At 37.9% G+C, this 16214-nt stretch carries 14 protein-coding genes; all 14 read left to right on the plus strand.

Annotated elements, in window-relative coordinates:
- The first annotated feature begins 37 nt into the window (after window positions 1-37).
- The 14 genes from QNH20_RS02335 to QNH20_RS02400 all read left to right on the plus strand — a co-directional run bounded on the left by QNH20_RS02335 (window position 38) and on the right by QNH20_RS02400 (window position 16166).
- A complete protein-coding gene (locus QNH20_RS02335; protein ID WP_283921332.1) occupies window positions 38-331 on the plus strand; it encodes a WXG100 family type VII secretion target in 294 nt (97 codons plus the stop codon).
- A 209-nt stretch (window positions 332-540) separates the two neighbouring features.
- Window positions 541-780 (plus strand): ESX secretion system protein YukD, encoded by a 240-nt coding sequence (gene yukD, locus QNH20_RS02340; protein WP_283921333.1) that lies wholly within the window; start codon window positions 541-543, stop codon window positions 778-780.
- A gap of 15 nt (window positions 781-795) precedes the next feature.
- The gene (essB, locus tag QNH20_RS02345; RefSeq protein ID WP_283921334.1) at window positions 796-2142 is read left to right on the plus strand and encodes a type VII secretion protein EssB; all 1347 of its coding nucleotides are present in this window, start codon (window positions 796-798) and stop codon (window positions 2140-2142) included.
- A gap of 21 nt (window positions 2143-2163) precedes the next feature.
- On the plus strand, window positions 2164-6633 hold the full coding sequence (gene essC, locus QNH20_RS02350) for a type VII secretion protein EssC (protein WP_283923327.1): 4470 nt from the start codon (window positions 2164-2166) through the stop codon (window positions 6631-6633).
- On the plus strand, window positions 6630-9443 hold the full coding sequence (gene esaA, locus QNH20_RS02355) for a type VII secretion protein EsaA (protein ID WP_283921335.1): 2814 nt from the start codon (window positions 6630-6632) through the stop codon (window positions 9441-9443). Before essC ends, esaA begins: the two co-directional genes overlap by 4 nt.
- Window positions 9433-9915 carry a type VII secretion protein EssA gene (gene essA, locus QNH20_RS02360; RefSeq protein WP_283921336.1) on the plus strand — a complete coding sequence of 161 codons (483 nt, stop codon included), beginning with the start codon at window positions 9433-9435 and terminating at the stop codon, window positions 9913-9915. The genes esaA and essA overlap by 11 nt, the downstream gene beginning before the upstream one ends.
- Before the next feature lie 180 nt (window positions 9916-10095).
- Window positions 10096-10479 (plus strand): YwqH-like family protein, encoded by a 384-nt coding sequence (locus tag QNH20_RS02365; RefSeq protein ID WP_283921337.1) that lies wholly within the window; start codon window positions 10096-10098, stop codon window positions 10477-10479.
- A 25-nt stretch (window positions 10480-10504) separates the two neighbouring features.
- Complete coding sequence (locus QNH20_RS02370; RefSeq protein WP_283921338.1) at window positions 10505-10774, plus strand: YwqI/YxiC family protein; 270 nt, start codon at window positions 10505-10507, stop codon at window positions 10772-10774.
- A gap of 14 nt (window positions 10775-10788) precedes the next feature.
- Entirely contained in the window at window positions 10789-12372 is a 1584-nt protein-coding gene (locus QNH20_RS02375) for an LXG domain-containing protein (RefSeq protein WP_283921339.1), read from the plus strand.
- 22 nt (window positions 12373-12394) lie between these two features.
- On the plus strand, window positions 12395-13186 hold the full coding sequence (locus tag QNH20_RS02380; RefSeq protein ID WP_283921340.1) for a hypothetical protein: 792 nt from the start codon (window positions 12395-12397) through the stop codon (window positions 13184-13186).
- Window positions 13187-13228: 42 nt separating this feature from the next.
- Window positions 13229-13603 (plus strand): hypothetical protein, encoded by a 375-nt coding sequence (locus tag QNH20_RS02385; protein ID WP_283921341.1) that lies wholly within the window; start codon window positions 13229-13231, stop codon window positions 13601-13603.
- A 39-nt stretch (window positions 13604-13642) separates the two neighbouring features.
- Window positions 13643-14677 (plus strand): hypothetical protein, encoded by a 1035-nt coding sequence (locus tag QNH20_RS02390; RefSeq protein WP_283921342.1) that lies wholly within the window; start codon window positions 13643-13645, stop codon window positions 14675-14677.
- Window positions 14678-14866: 189 nt separating this feature from the next.
- Complete coding sequence (locus tag QNH20_RS02395; RefSeq protein ID WP_283921343.1) at window positions 14867-15424, plus strand: DUF5381 family protein; 558 nt, start codon at window positions 14867-14869, stop codon at window positions 15422-15424.
- A 184-nt stretch (window positions 15425-15608) separates the two neighbouring features.
- Window positions 15609-16166, plus strand: coding sequence for a DUF5381 family protein (locus tag QNH20_RS02400; RefSeq protein ID WP_283921344.1), 558 nt, complete (start codon window positions 15609-15611; stop codon window positions 16164-16166).
- Window positions 16167-16214: the final 48 nt, after the last annotated feature.

Below are 16214 nucleotides of genomic sequence, written 5' to 3' on the forward strand. Positions count from 1 at the left end.
ATAAATAGTAGTAATTGAATGAAAGGGAGAGATGGAAATGTCAGGAGTTATTCGCGTTACACCAGCAGAATTAGTAGGTATGTCCAATCGTTACAATGGAGAAAGCGGCCAAGTAGGAGAGCAAGTTGTCCGTCTGGATAACATGATCAGCGAGTTACAAGGTGCATGGGAAGGTGAAGCAAGCAGAGCGTTTGCTGACCAATACCAATCATTAAGACCTTCTTTTGTACAAATGCAGCAATTGCTTGAAGATATCTCTGTTCAGCTTAGCAATACTGCTCGTGCTCTTGAAGATGCTGATAACCAAATTGCAAGCCAAATCCGCGGTTAATATCATCTGAAACTATAAGTGGAGAAGGAGCGCTGAATTCACCAGATGAAGGCGCTCCTTTTTACACGTTAAGTGAGGATAAATTGGCAGCGAGGAAGAGTACTCGACGTAGTTGCCAATTCTAGGAATTAAGTATAAGTGCAACTGCGCCTCTGTCTTCGCCTAAAAGGCTCGCCAGTCGGCGAGTTTTCTTTATGGGGTGTATTGAAATGTATATTGAACTAACAATTGATTTAAAAAATTATCAAGGTGAATCTTTTGATCTCCGTCTTTCAGACTACCACTCTGTTAAAAAAGTAGTTGATATCGTCTGGCAAGCCAAATCGATTTCACAGCCGCCCCGAGAAGGATATTGGGTCAGAATACCCAATAAGCAAATGGTGCTATCCGGGAATGACCAGCTGGCAAATAAAGGCATTGCCACTGGGGACCGTTTCGAAATTTTATAAAGGAGTCTTAAAAACATGTCAGAGCAGATTCATACATATTTAGAAGAACAGCTTGAAGCGGTTGTGAAAACTGAAGATCAAACCTTTAAGATCATTTTCCAAAGAGAAAAAATTAAGGCTGATCATGCAGCGGAATTGGAGCTCCTTAAGGAAATTGATTCAGCAATCAAAAGGGATATCATTTTAACAGAGGATGAACTGAGCCTCGTCTATCAAATTCCTTCAAATTATTTATCCTTTACTGAATTAAAAACCAAAGATAAGAGAAGCAGATGGATCTTTGCATCTTTACTTTTAAAGCGGGTTATGCGCCACCCTTTTTCAAGGCTGCACGTAATCGTATGCCCAGAAAATATCGTCGTCGATGAAAGTCTGATGCCTAATTTTCTTCATTATGGAGTGAAAGAGAGTCTTCCGCCTTATGAAAAAGACTCAAATAAGCTTTGGAACGAGTTAAAAGCAACCATAGCAGCTGCTGTAGATGGAAAGTATACTTTTCACGATTACCTAAAATTGCACGAAACGATTGAACTCTCTCCCGTTGCAGCAGATATCATGAAGGCAGATGATGAAACCGAGTTATCAGAAGTCATTCGAAAAAATATAAAAATGCTCGAAGATCGCGAGAAGGAATATATTCGTGTACCGCAAAAGAAATGGAAAATCACGAGATATACAGCTTTAGGGCTCTTTATTGTTTTACTGCCAATACTAGCTTTCAGCTTGTATTCCCTTCTTTTTACCCAGCCTAAACAAGCAGCTTTTGTTAATAGTCAGGAGCATTTTTTGAATAAAGAATATAGTGAAGTAGTTGATCAATTATCCAATTATAAAATTGATCAAATGCCAAGGGTTGTTCAATATGAACTAGCGCATTCTTACATAATAAATGAGGCATTAACAGAAGACCAAAGGGATAATGTTCAAAACACAATCGCACTCCATTCGGATCCTCTTTACTATCATTACTGGATACATATAGGAAGAGGAAGTGCAAAAGAAGCCCTCGATATTGCACGTTCAATTGAGGATAGAGATTTAATTCTATTTGCACTGCTTAAATACCGTGAAGAAATAAAAGCGGATGAAAGTCTTTCAGCAGATGAAAAACAACAAGAAATAAAAGAAATCCAATCCGAGATTGATGAGTATGTTGAAGAACAAAAGGCGCAAGAGGAACAGGAAAAGAGCCTCCTAGAGGAGCAAAGCAATAGTCAATTAAATGATGAAGCTGCAAAAGAAGAGCCAAAAACAGAAGCAACTCCTTCTAATGAAACGAAAACAGAAGAAACTCCTTCCAATGAAACAAAAACAGAGCAGCCAGCCGAAAAGAAAGAATCGGCAGAGGAAAATCAAAATTAATAGGGACAGGAGGTGGAAATGATGGATAATCTTTGGTTTTTTTACAATGAGCATTATCAGCAGCTGCCCACCATTAAGGAGAATAGTAATGCGGTAACCGTTGGCCACGAATTTGAGCAGATGGTTACAGTAGGCAGCTTTCCTTTCACAGAGGGACCGCTAACGCTTGAAACCTGCAATGAAGGATACGATGTATTACAAAATGGCAAATCAATTGGCCATATTAAAAATGGTGAACCTTTTTATTTAAAAGATGGAAAAGAAGTATTAACCATATTTTTAACAGCTGCTCCTATTAATAACCAAACTTATTACTCGGGGTACCAAAAGGAAATTACTTTTTCTTCAGACGATGACAGTGCATTAATCTATAAAAAGAACGGAATGATCCTTGAAGAAGTGCATTCATTCGAGCTTATTAAAACAAGTAAGGGATGGATGGCTGAGCCAGGAAGAGGGCGCCTTTATTTAAACGGCCGCAAGCTGACAGCAAGAGCATTCTTGGAGGTTGGTGATCTATTATTCTTTCCTTTCATGGCTGTTAGACTACTTGAAGATGATCTTATTCAAATATCGAGCTTTGAAAGGTTTGAAGCCAAGCTACCTATTACATTGAAGCCACAGTCTGAAATGAGCAAAAAATACCCGCTGTATCGCAGGACACCTAGAATGGTTTATGAAATGCCGGATGAGAAGGTTTCATTAACGTTCCCCTCACAGGAGCCGGACGATTCCAATCGAGGGTTATGGCTTATCGTAATGCCTCCGCTCATCATGCTGATTGTGATGGGCGTTGTCGCTTTGCTGCAGCCGAGAGGGATTTTTATTCTTATCTCAATGGTTATGTTTATGACAACAATGGTTACGTCCACTGTACAGTATTTCAAGGATAAGAGTAATCAGAAAAGGCGGAAAGAGCGGAGGTTCAGGGTCTATACGGCTTATTTGGAAGAGAAACGGAAAGAACTGCAAGTATTGTCTGACCAGCAAAGACATGTGCTGGAGTTCCACTTTCCTTCTTTTGAGAGAATGAAGTATTTTACCGGGCAAATTTCTGACCGAATATGGGAACGGTCACTTGAAAGCTTCGATTTTCTCCAATTCAGGCTTGGAACAGGTAATGTACCTGCAAGCTATGAAGTAACAGTAAGCTCTGGCGACATGGCTAACCGCGAAATTGATGATTTGCTGGAACAATCTCAGGTGCTGGAAAAAGTATATAAGGAAATCAAAAACGTTCCCGTTATCGCTGACTTATCCAAAGGACCAATCGGGCTGATCGGAAAAGAAACGGTTGTGAAAAATGAAATTCATCAGGTTATTGGGCAGCTTGCATTTTTCCACAGTTATCATGATGTAAGGTTTGTTTTTATTTTTAATGAAAAAGAATACGCCCAATGGGAGTGGGTAAGATGGCTCCCGCATTTTCAGCTTTCACATGTCCATGCAAAAGGGCTAATTTATAACGATCAAACAAGAGATCAATTGCTCTCATCTATTTATGAAATTTTAAGAGAAAGAGATTTAGATGAAAATAAGGAGAAACTGAAATTTTCTCCGCATCTTGTCTTCATTATCACCAATCAGCAGCTGATCGCTGATCACGTTATTTTGGAGTATTTAGAAGGGGAGCATACCCGCTTAGGGATCTCGGTTATTTTTGCTGCCGATTCCAAGGAAAGCTTGAATGATAATATACAAACACTAGTCAGATATATCAATGATGAAGAGGGAGATATTCTAATACAGGATAAAAAAGCGGTAACCATTCCGTTTAAGCTTGACTCCCACCAGTACAAGGGGAATGAAGAGTTTTCCCGGATGTTAAGGACGCTTGACCACCAAGTGGGAATGACCAACTCTATTCCGAAAAGCGTATCCTTTTTGGAAATGATGAATGTAAAGGAAGTCGGCAAGCTACCGATTAAGCAAAACTGGATGACAAAAGAGTCTTCTAAGTCATTGGCAGTACCAATTGGGCTTAAAGGAAAGGAAGAATTATCTTTACTTAATCTTCATGAAAAAGCTCATGGTCCGCACGGTTTATTGGCAGGAACAACAGGATCGGGGAAAAGTGAATTCCTGCAAACGTACATCTTGTCTCTCGCTGTTCATTTCCATCCCCATGAGGTAGCTTTTTTGCTTATCGATTATAAAGGCGGCGGTATGGCACAGCCATTTAAAAGTATGCCGCATTTACTGGGGACGATTACGAATATTGAAGGAAGCAAAAACTTTAGTTCAAGGGCACTTGCTTCCATCAAAAGCGAGTTGAAAAGACGCCAAAAATTATTTGACCGATATCAGGTTAATCATATCAATGACTATACAGACATGTATAAAAGCAAGCTGGCAGAAGAACCCTTGCCGCATTTGTTTTTGATATCAGATGAGTTTGCTGAATTAAAAAGCGAAGAACCTGAATTTATTAGAGAGCTTGTTAGTGCGGCACGGATTGGGCGAAGTCTGGGAGTGCATCTGATCTTGGCTACTCAAAAGCCAGGCGGAGTCATTGATGAACAAATTTGGAGTAATGCGCGTTTCCGTGTAGCTTTAAAGGTGCAGGATACAGATGATAGCCGGGAAATTATTAAGAACTCAGATGCTGCTTCGATTACTGAAACAGGTCGAGGCTATTTGCAAGTAGGAAATAACGAGATTTATGAGTTATTTCAGTCTGCTTGGAGCGGGGCGCCATATCTTGAAGATTCTTCTGAAACAGAAGACGAAGTAGCAATTGTGACCGATCTTGGTTTGGTTCCGCTTTCGGATGTTACAGCCCGAAATAAAAAGAAAACTGGCGGTAAAACAGAAATAGAAGCGGTTGTTGAGGAAATTGAAGAAACGCAAACAGAGATGGGAATCAAAAAACTGAGAAGCCCATGGCTGCCACCGCTGAAAAGCCGCCTAAGCCGAAAACTTTATCGATCGGATCAAAGGAATGAGATTTATTTAGGAATGGTTGATGAACCAGAGCAGCAGAGCCAGTATCCATTCAGCTATCAATTAATAGAGGATGGAAATATTGGAGTGTTTGGCTCTTCAGGGTATGGAAAATCGCATACAATCATTACGATGCTCCTCAGCATAGCTGAAAAGTATACTCCTGAAGAAGTGCACTATTACTTATTTGATTTTGGAAACGGGTCTCTCTTGCCGCTCCGCCAGCTTCCGCATACTGCAGATTTCTTCCTAATGGATGAAGAGCGGAAGATTGAAAAGTTTATGAGAATCATAAAAGACGAGATTTCACGCAGGAAGCAGCTGTTCCAGCAGCAGGAAGTCAGCGGGATCAAGATGTATAACTCACTAAGCCGTGAGAAACTACCATTACTATTTTTAACGTTTGATAACTTTGACTTAGTAAAAGAAGAGATGCAGGATTTAGAAATGCAAATTAATCAAATTGCCAGGGATGGCCAATCGTTGGGGATTTATATGATATTTGCAGCTACACGAATTAACTCGATCCGCCAGTCTCTAATGAATAATCTCAAAACAAAGATTGTCCATTATTTAATGGATCAAAGCGAAGCATATTCCGTCTTAGGCAGGGTTCCGTTTGCTCCTGAACCTATTCCGGGAAGAGCTATTGTTAAAAAGGATGAGGCACATTTTTCTCAAATATTCTTGCCTTCTGATGGAAAAGATGATTTGGAAATATTGGAGTCGATCAGGGAAGACATTCAGCTTGTGAAAGAGCAATACAAGGGCTGCGAATTGCCTGAACAGGTGCCAATGCTGCCGACGGAGCTGAACCTTATCAACTTTACCCAGTATTTGGCAGGGTCTGAACGGCCAGATCTTGTTCCTATTGGGTTAGACGAGGAGCGTGTAAAGCCTGTACATGTAGACCTTAAGAAAAACAAGCATTGCCTAGTCGTAGGTCAAGCGCAAAAAGGAAAAACAAATGTCCTTAAAATTATGTTGAACAATATACTCGAAGGCGCTGAATCAATAGGTATTTTTGATTCAATGGACCGCGGTTTGTCGTCCTATGCTGGTGAAGGAAACACGGCTTATATTGAAACAAAAGAACAAATTTCCGACTGGGTTGTAAAAGTGCAAGATATCTTGTCTATTAGAGAAAATGAATATCTTGAAGGGATACAGCATGGCCATACCGTTCCTGATTTTGCCCCAATTGTATTGGTGATTGATGGATACTCCCGTTTTGCCCAATCATTAGACAATATGCTCCAGGAACGAATTGCGAAGCTGATGAAAAACAGCAGCCATCTTGGCTTTAGTGTCATTGTTTCTGGCAGCAATAATGATCTTTCGAAAGGATATGACTCATTAACAGCCGAAATAAAACAAATTCGCCAGGCGGTTGTTCTAATGAAGAAATCAGAGCAAACACTCTTCACGCTTCCGTACGAACGTAAAGAGGCAGAGATCCAGCCGGGATTTGGATACTACGTACTAAACGGGAAGGAATTAAAAATCCAGATTCCACTTTGTACCACTGAAAGGAAGGTTTTAGCATGACAGCCAAAACAAAATATATCATTAAAATGGTTTTGGTGATGTTCCTTATTCTAGCCACACCAGCTATCTTCTTTGGATCAATTGGCGACAAACCCCTGCTTGTCCGGGAAAATGCCACAAGAACCATTGCGGTTGTTAATGAAGATATAGGTGCTGACAAGGAAAGTAAGTCACTTGATTTCGGAAAAGAGATAACCTCCATTTTAAAGGAAGGGTCAGAATATGATTGGACAGTAATCAGCAGAAGTACTGCTGCGAACGGTTTAAGAAATACAAAATATGATGCCGTTGTTTATATTCCATCTGATTTTTCAAGGAATATTATGTCCTACGAAAGCAAGCAGCCTGTAAAAGCGAAATTCGAATACACGATCCAGAATCAATTAAATTCTCTTAATAGAGAAAAAGTGCTGCGTGAAATTCAAACGGCCACCAGCCGTGTGAACGGGAAAATTTCAACACTCTATTGGACGTACGTTTCGCAGGATTTAGAAAATGTCCGTTCCAAATTTGATAATATCCTGCAAAAAGAAATTGATTTCCAGAATACGATGCTTGCATTTTATAAGCCAAGTTCGAAAAACCTTGCAGCAGAAATAGAGCAGCAGCGCAACATGCTTGAAGGAATACAATCTTCAGTAAAAATTGCTGCAGATTCTTTTGCGGACGGGGAAAGCAATGTAACGAAATTTGAACAAAATCTTGAATCTTTTGTCCTGTTTGTTGAACAGTACAAAGAATATCAAGATACCCAGCAGATAACACTTCAAAAACTGCAGGATGAGAACCTTTTAAGCATTCAAGCTTTAGCAGGGAATCAAGCTCCGCGATATTCGGAATCAGTAATTTTCCTTAATGAAGGAGGCCAGCAGCTGACAAATAGCCTTTGGAGTGTGGAATCTCAGCTGCTGGAAAACAATAAAATGCTGGGAGATTTGTCTAACATCCGGACGGGGCAGATTGATACGAAAAGAACGGATTTCATAGAGTATTTAAAATTAGAAGAGACTAACTCGATTAATCAGACTATACAAACAATAGTCTCTTTGAAAAATGATCTTTCAGGAGAAACAAAGCCTGGCAATCCGGATCCGCCGGGAAATACAAATAAGAGTTTTGCTAACAAGAAAACTAATCAAGTGTCTGCTGCAAACTCGGATACTTCGACACCAAGTATGGAAGCAGAAAGGTTAGAGCTTCAGGCAATTGTCAAAGAAATTAACACAGTAAAAACATCTTTGGAAACCATTGTGGAACCAAAACCTGAACAAGTAGTAATAGCTATAAACAGTTTGCCACAATTATCCCAGCGCCTATTAACGGTTGAACAAAAGCTTGCAGCTATTGAATCCAGTGAAAATCCTCTACAGAAAGTAGTAGATGAACTTCAGGCGCTGAATGCAAAGTTGACAGCAGATTATAATAAATTGTTAGAAGAAAATAGCGGCCTTAAAGACCAAGTGAATTCTTCAGTAAGTTTCTCTTCCTTGATTAACCTCATAGAGGAGAAAGAACAACAAGTATTAAATTTAGGTTTTTATCAGGATACTTTATCAAATGTTTTTGGTCTAAGTATCAACAATACTGATCCGATAAAAATGATGGAATACTATTCTTCCCTTGTTCATTTGGAAGGGGCAATAAAGGATTCGTTTATTCACAATCAAGAAAAGATGAATGCACTGCAGGAAAAGTTAAACTCAACTCTTAGTGTGAATGACGAGGAGCAAATGGCCTGGGATCGACTGAACACCGCTCTACCTTACTCACAGGAACAGGCGACAAATTTAAAGGGTCAATTGGAAACCTTCTTTAATGACTATCGTCAAAAAATTGAGATCCAGCAAGCTGCAATTGAATCTGACTTATCTTCAGTAGAAGAACATGCAAATTCCGTAATGAAACAAATTCAATCATTTTCTGCAAATACACCAACTCCTGCTGACGGATCTGACGGTAATGCGGTTAAGGTGAAACAAGAGGGAATCAGCCAAAGCATAGTAACGATGAATGACCTTATTGGTTCCATTGGGGAAAACCAAGACAATATTGTAGGGTATACGAGTGAACTTGAAACGAAAGTTCAGACTGTGCAGCAGGATGCGGATACTCTAAATTCAAAATGGGGCACCAACGTTGAAACGACAAGAATGTTCAGGGACGATATTTTTAATGTCCTTGGCAATGCATATGTAAATGGCCAAAAAAATGGACCGGTTTATGAGCAATTATCAAATCCGCTTCAAATCAGCGGAGAAACAGCAGTAAAGAAAGAAGAAAACAAGTTGCCACCTGTTGTGGTACTAGCCATTGTTCTGATTAGCAGCTTATTAATCGGATACTTTAGCCATTACTTTAAAAATGCTCCGATGCTTGTCCATGCAGCAATGTATATGTTATTGAACCTGATTGTAGGCTTGATTATCAGCTTGTATGGTCTGAACATCTATTCTATGGGAGATGAACGGGCAATTCAGTGGACCATTTTTACGATCCTTTTGTTAACTGCTGCTTCAGCAGTCGTATTGACTGGTTTCAAAATTGGAAACATGGCTGGCTGGATAGCAAGTGTCGGTCTTGTCATCTTTTTCGTCAGTCCGTTCTTAGCTCTTACAGCGCCGAATATTAACTATGAAGATCCTATGTCCAAGGTATATATGTCCATTCAGTATGATTCAAGTTCGTTATTCATACCGGCAATTATCATTCTGATTGGAATCATTACTTTGCTTACCATCCTTCCATTTACGATTAGATTTCTAAAAAATCTGCGTACCACTCGGGATGGGGATCAGGCGTATGAAGCTTAAAACATTATTTAAAATCATGTTTTTGCTCCCGGCAATTCTTATCATTGCTGAAAGACCTGCCGGGGCCACCCCTGATATTAATAACGTGACGCCAAATTCTTATGAGAAAAAAGAATTCAAAGATAATACGGATTATCTGCATGAGAAGTCGCTCTATGAAAACAAAAAGCAGATTCCGGAAGAGCAGAAGGATCTGACATTTACGAAGAAGAACTACGATCCCCTGAAAGATGTAAAGGAACAGCTTTTTGCCGGGGAAGACAAGATTCATAATACAATAACGGCAAAAGCAGATCAGCTGGGCCTTTTTTCAAAAGCGGATCAGGAAAGCTTTTATATGTCGGATTCTTCCCAAAAGCCTATTGAACAAAATAAGAAATTAATGATTTTATATGTGTTCTTGCTTGTCATTGCTATAGGGGTCGTCTTGGGATTTCTGATTCCTAAAATGGCAAAGCATACGAATAATTGAAAAAAGAGTAAATCGAATACATGTCTCCAGCTAAGGAGGCATGTAACTTTTATAGTAAAATTACTTTTTCTCTAGAGACCATCTGGTTTATCAAATACAGATTCTACAACTATCTTTTTTCATCTTTTCAAAAACTATTATTGACTTTCAAAATAATATGGATAACGAGGGGGAATAAAAATGGAGGATAATTCCCATTTAATTAATCAGTTGTATAGAGAAATCTCCGAATTAAGTAATGCAATGAGTAAAAATAATGAAATTTTGGCACGCCTGAGAAAGTCCTATCAAGATATCTCATCAAGTCAAGAGGAATTTATGCAGAATAAGAGATACATTAACCAGCCTGAACTGACTGCATCGACATGGGCGGGTAAACATGCGAATGAATTTAACGAAATCCGTAAGGAAATTGAAAGTTCTTATATGAGAATCGGCAACAATGATATTGAAGGAATGCTAAACAACATTGAGGACAAGATTAGTTATTATGAAGGCTTAAACAAATCTCTCTCAAATGCCATATCGTCTAAACGTAATAGAATTTCTCAATTAAGCGATTAAGAACCATGATTGTTGAGGTGAAAAAATGACTGAAATCAAACTAATCCAAAGTGAAGTGGAAAATGCACTTAGTGAATTAAAAAATAAAGCAGATGGGTTTGATACAAGCAACCCGTCAATATCATTCTCTGAAAGCCGTTTGGATTTACTCGCTGAAATCACCAAAATGGAACAAAAATATTACAGCATTATTGACCAATACCAAAATTTACTGATTAGAACGGAACAAGATATGAGAACGCTAATTGAACAGCTTGTACAAAAAGACAAAGAGCTCTCTCAAAAAATGAAATAAAGGAGTGAGACAGAATGAAAGTTATAAAAGTATCCGAAATTATTCCGGAATTAGATGTATCCATAAAGAAAAAAGAAGCTGAAAAAGAGCAAATACATGATATTCGTGATTCCATTAATAAGATTATAAATTTGGAAGATGCATTAAAAGGAAAGGGCGGCGAGGCGATTAAGGAAAATCTTACCGTTCTGCATGTTCCAGCTGTCCTGCTTCTAAACCAATTTTTAAGTGAGTATGTTAATAGACTAAAGGAAGTTAAAAACTTGATAAGAGACTACGAAGATGAAAATGGCCTTGTCAGACAGGATTTTACAGAACAAGAGGCCAAAGCAGGAATAGAATACATTGAGCAGCTGGCGGAGAATTCGATACAAGATATTAATCAGGAATATATGGAAGTCAGTGATATTGTTGGGGGGAATACAATTTCGTTATCCTCTTTACAACAGGATTTTGATAAAGCGAAACGTCATATTAAGAAAACCATGGAAGGGTTAGAGGATTTAGAGGCTGATAGTTTAAAGATATTAAAAGAATCGGCTGAAGATCTTACAAGGATTGCTGATTTTATAAACAATATTGAATCATGGGGGGCAAATGGGATTTCTCTTAGTCCCAGCACCATTAAGGAGATTGAAAAGTACCTTGAAGAAAATGATACAATTGGCAAGTTAATCGATTCTGCCATGGAGCTGGCCATAAAAGAAGGTGATTCCACTCTGATGGGGAACGTGGCAGACTGGATGGATAAAATAGGGAAGCTCAATGGAGGAATGGAGGCCGTTAAAGGTACTTTAGCAGCTACAATCCTATTAAGCAAAAGGCTTATATTGGTGAAAGATGGTGCCGGAAATTTCAAAGTCAAGGCTCATCCGGACTGGCTAAAAAAGAATGGTGTATACGGTTCAAAGCTTGCTGACACCATTCATAATATTATAAAAAAAGGAAGCTCCAGCGGAATTAGCGGGATAAGTAACTTCTTTTCAAAGTATCAAAATTCACCCAGCAGACTGTTGAGAAGTCTTGTTGGATTAAGCCCTGGTGCAAATGTAAAAAGTTTTCTTGGGGTATTACAGCATCAGCACCCATATTTAATATTTAATTCAGCACAGGCTGAATTATATAAAAGTGCTTCTATAGATGTGAGAGCTACACTGGGACAGCTGACTGATAAAAAGGCAATTGCCAAACTGGCTAAAAAAATCCCTTATGCAGGCATATTTTTTTCTGTAGTCACAAATGGAGGAGAATTTGTCAGTGATAAAAATAAATATAAATCTGAAGCGGAGAAGGCAGGGAGAGCAGTAGCGGGTATTGGAATGGATATCGGTGTAGCTGGGCTAACAACAGGCGGAGCTGCACTAGGAACAATGATTTGCCCGGGACCCGGTACTTTAATTGGAGGGGCAATAGGAGCAACAGTAGGGATTGTTGGATCCATCATATTTGAAGACAATGTGAAAGAACTTGGAGAGAAAGCCGGGAAGTGGGTCGAGGAGAAATACAAAGACGCTAAAAAAGGTATTAAAGAGGTGGCTGGTAACGTAAGTGATGCTTTATCAGATGCCGGTGATTTTGTGACAGGCCTATTCAAATAGTATATATGGGGGAGGATAACCAATGAAAGCGGAAGGGATTTCTTTAACTACAAATGAATTGGCATCCGCACTTGCATTATGCGGTTATGAAAGTATGGCCAGTCAGGTTTTAAATAATTTAGAGATCCAGGATAGGACGGAAGAGTTTGACCGTTTTATTGAGGATACGGAGCTCTCTCTATTATCAAAGGGGTTTTTGGACGTTAGTAGAAATTCAACTCTAGCTGCAGGCTTGGAAGATCTATTGCATGTTCTTGTTCAGTCGAAAAGAAAAGTTCGATGCATAAAAAAAGACAGGGTGCTATTTATTCATTATACAAAAGGTGATTCAAGGACTCTATTGCAAGAAATAAGAAATAATACTCATTTTTTCTCTATTTATTCAATGGATAAAGGATTTGAGCCCATTTTATTGAATCATTATGAGATAGAGGGAAAACCAGAACAGCCTGTAAGCAATCTACCAACCCTGCAGCTTTCAGAGGCCATTTATAACCAGCTCCATCAAATGGAGCCCAACGTATTAGACACTATGATTAACGATGAAAGAATAGAAGGTCAATTAAAGCTGTTTCTTTCTGATTTTAGAGATAACAAGCAGGAATTTGATAATTTATCTCTGATAGAGATGGATTATGTAAAAGATTATATGGAGATGAAACAAGTCATTTTTCTGCTGCCGAGTGTAAATTTTGTTTGGCATCTTGACTATGATAGAATTCAAGAAAGAGAGGTTTTTGTCATTCCATCCAGTGTAAAAGAGTATAGCAAAAGATTAAGCGATGCTATAGCTCTTTTCTTTGGGGAAATATAGAGATTTGAATAAAACCGAATCTATTAAATGAAAGGTATTAAAATGATGAAGAATTTTATTGGCTTTACATTGGCAATGATTTCCTGGACGATTATGGCATATCTATTCATAGGAATCGATATTCCAATACCAAGCTCTTATATTGCTGTGAGTATTTTGACGAACGCTATTTTTGCATTTTGTTCCATTTTCCTACAGCGATTGGTGATCACCCTATATGAGATAAATGTCTTTGAAGAACCAAAGAGCTTTCTGGACTTTTGCTTAAAGTATTTTGCTATGATCACTTCTGGCGTAAATTATTATGTTCAGAATGTACTAAACCGGCTCCCTTTCATTTTGAATAAGCTGGCTGCTGCACTTTTTTTTGTTTTTCTTGTTATAACAGGGTTCAGCATGTTGAGTATGTTTGATTGATGCAGCTAAAATTTAAAGACTAGTGGAGGAAGAACGGATATGGAAGATGGCCAAAAGATCAGTGTCTCTACTCAAGAGCTTATAGAAGTTCTTGCTCAATCGGGCTCTGACAAAAGGGCGAAGGAATTTGCCAAAGAAAACAATATTTCGAAAAAAGAAATCGATCAAGTAATCGTCTCGCTTCAAGAAACCAACATAAATAATTCTGTTAATCACAAAGTGCTTTTAAAAAATCCGGTAAACAGGATTTTGAATTCTAACAAAATGATAAGGTTCGAAAATGGAGATCATTGTTTGCTGATGTATCCTTCTGAAGGAGCAGGCGTTATTCTGGAAGATGTACATAAAAACCAGCATAGGTTTTCCCAATATAAGACTCCCAACAGTTTAAATGAAATAATTTGTAATTTCTATGGAGTGAACTCAAAGCTGCAGGAAGATCCAGTAAAAATAAATATTGAGTTGTCCAATGACATGTATGATTTAATCCATAACATAAAATCATCGGATTTGGATCGGATGATTGAGGATCAATCAAATGATTCCAAAATACGTCTGTTCTTACGGGATTTTAAAAAAAATAATCAGCAGGTTTCCAAGATTACATTTAAAAAGAGAAAAAATGAGAAAAATTTAATGCAGCCTGATTTCGTAATGCTTTTTGTTCCTGGGGAAAATAATATTTGGCATATAAATTATGAAGAGACTGACAACAACCAAATATTTTTAATGAGTAACAGTGTAAGCCATTATTTTAATACATTGCATAACATTTTGGATGATTTTCTACAAAATCATCCCCCAAAAAACAAGAAAGTCATTTCTGGTAATCCAAAAGAAGAAATTGGGAAATTTTCTTTTAAAAGAGGCTTATCATTTTTCTGGAAAAGCAATCTGTTGTTATTTATAGTAATTCTATTTTTCTTTATTAATAAGTCAAGCTGGAGTCAAGAAGGTACCTCAGATGTTCTCCTATTTGCGCTGCTATGGGAAACAGTTATTTTATTATTATCCTTCTGTGCTTGTCTTAAGAAAAAGGATACTCCTGTTGTCAAGAAGGTTAAGTCTGCATAGAAGTGAACAGAAAAAGGATGTTTTTATAGGAGTAATTTTGAATGTTTTTGTTACAAAAGCCTCGATAAACTTAAATTTTTCGGGGTTTTTCGTATGGTTTTATAGTGTGATTAGCACATAGTAAATCCCCTGTTTCTATTATCTGCTGCTAAACAATAAGATTCTCTCAGTTTAAAGGAGGCGCAACGCTTGTCAAACGTTCAGAAAAATAACGAAGCTGTAAATATAAAAGGCTCGAAGTTTATGTACGTGTGGATGTTTCTGGCTACAGCCGGTTTTCTAATCGCTTGTTTATTCTTAATCATAAACGGATTTAAATTCGATTCTAAATATTCCATACTTTACCTTGTGGGAGGATTTATCTTTACTCCATTCTACCTTTATCTCACTCTCTGGCATTTGCCTGGATTGAGACCAGGGAAGGTTTTGCTAACAATAGTACCTGGAGAGAACGGCACAGTCATATCAAAAAAAGGTACCGTTCTTATTAAAAATATACGTAATATTGATATGGTCAGAAATCCACTCAATTTAATCAATGATATTGTCATTGAAACGTTTGATGACAAAAAAGTTAAGTTTCGCACCTATAATCTCCTTGATGACACTGAGTATCAGGTGATTGTCGATCGATATATTTTCCCTTTTATGACGGAAAACGCAAGAAAAGTGTGGGATCGAAAAATAAATTTAGAGTTGTTGCGAAAAGAAGAAAATTATGAACGCCAGGAGCAGAAGTTCGATTAGAGTTTGAGAGTTTTGCTTATTCCGTTTAATTAACCTTACGCCATATAACTTTTTTAAAACACTATCTTGTTTTAAGAAGGCATTTTTTTAAAAGAGGATTTTCATTTTTAAGGTCAAATGAAAGATCCATTAATAATCTTCTGTTAAACAACAAGATTCTCTCAGTTTAAAGGAGGCGCAACGCTTGTTAAACGTTCAGAAAAATAACGAAGCCATAAAAATAAAGGGCTCGAAGCTTATGTACGTGTGGATGTTTCTTGCTACAGCCGGTTTTCTAATTGCTTGTTTATACATGATCATACACGGGTTAAAATTCGATTCTAAATATTCCCTATTTTACATTGTAGGAGGATTCATTTTTACTCCATTCTACCTTTATCTCACTCTCTGGCATCTTCCTGGATTGAGACCAGGGAAGGTTTTGCTAACGATCGTTTCTGGGGAGAACGGCACAGTCATATCAAAAAAAGGTACCGTTCTTATTAGAAATATACGTAATATCCATATGGTGAGAAATCCGCTCAATTTAATCAATGATATTGTCATTGAAACATTCGATGACAAAAAAATCAAGATTCGGACATATAACCTAATTGGTGACTTGCATTATGAGTTAATTGTTGATAAATACATTTTTCCTTATATGACGGAAAATGCAAGAAAAGTATGGGATCGAAAAGTCAACTTAGAAGAATTATCAAAGGTTGCTAAATATGAACGTCAGGAGCAGAAGTTCGATTAGAGTTTGAGAGTTTTGCTTTCTCCGTTTAATAAACCTTACGCCATATAA

Source organism: Neobacillus sp. WH10 (assembly GCF_030123405.1).
Taxonomy (GTDB): Bacteria; Bacillota; Bacilli; order Bacillales; family Cytobacillaceae; genus Neobacillus.

Bases quoted from the DNA above. Each gene is read 5' to 3' on its own strand.
- QNH20_RS02390 (WP_283921342.1), top strand. From the start codon at position 13,643: ATGGAAGATGGCCAAAAGATCAGTGTCTCTACTCAAGAGCTTATAGAA.
- essB (WP_283921334.1), top strand. From the start codon at position 796: ATGTCAGAGCAGATTCATACATATTTAGAAGAACAGCTTGAAGCGGTT.
- yukD (WP_283921333.1), top strand. From the start codon at position 541: ATGTATATTGAACTAACAATTGATTTAAAAAATTATCAAGGTGAATCT.
- QNH20_RS02385 (WP_283921341.1), top strand. From the start codon at position 13,229: ATGATGAAGAATTTTATTGGCTTTACATTGGCAATGATTTCCTGGACG.
- esaA (WP_283921335.1), top strand. From the start codon at position 6,630: ATGACAGCCAAAACAAAATATATCATTAAAATGGTTTTGGTGATGTTC.
- QNH20_RS02375 (WP_283921339.1), top strand. From the start codon at position 10,789: ATGAAAGTTATAAAAGTATCCGAAATTATTCCGGAATTAGATGTATCC.
- QNH20_RS02365 (WP_283921337.1), top strand. From the start codon at position 10,096: ATGGAGGATAATTCCCATTTAATTAATCAGTTGTATAGAGAAATCTCC.
- QNH20_RS02380 (WP_283921340.1), top strand. From the start codon at position 12,395: ATGAAAGCGGAAGGGATTTCTTTAACTACAAATGAATTGGCATCCGCA.
- QNH20_RS02370 (WP_283921338.1), top strand. From the start codon at position 10,505: ATGACTGAAATCAAACTAATCCAAAGTGAAGTGGAAAATGCACTTAGT.
- essA (WP_283921336.1), top strand. From the start codon at position 9,433: ATGAAGCTTAAAACATTATTTAAAATCATGTTTTTGCTCCCGGCAATT.
- essC (WP_283923327.1), top strand. From the start codon at position 2,164: ATGGATAATCTTTGGTTTTTTTACAATGAGCATTATCAGCAGCTGCCC.
- QNH20_RS02335 (WP_283921332.1), top strand. From the start codon at position 38: ATGTCAGGAGTTATTCGCGTTACACCAGCAGAATTAGTAGGTATGTCC.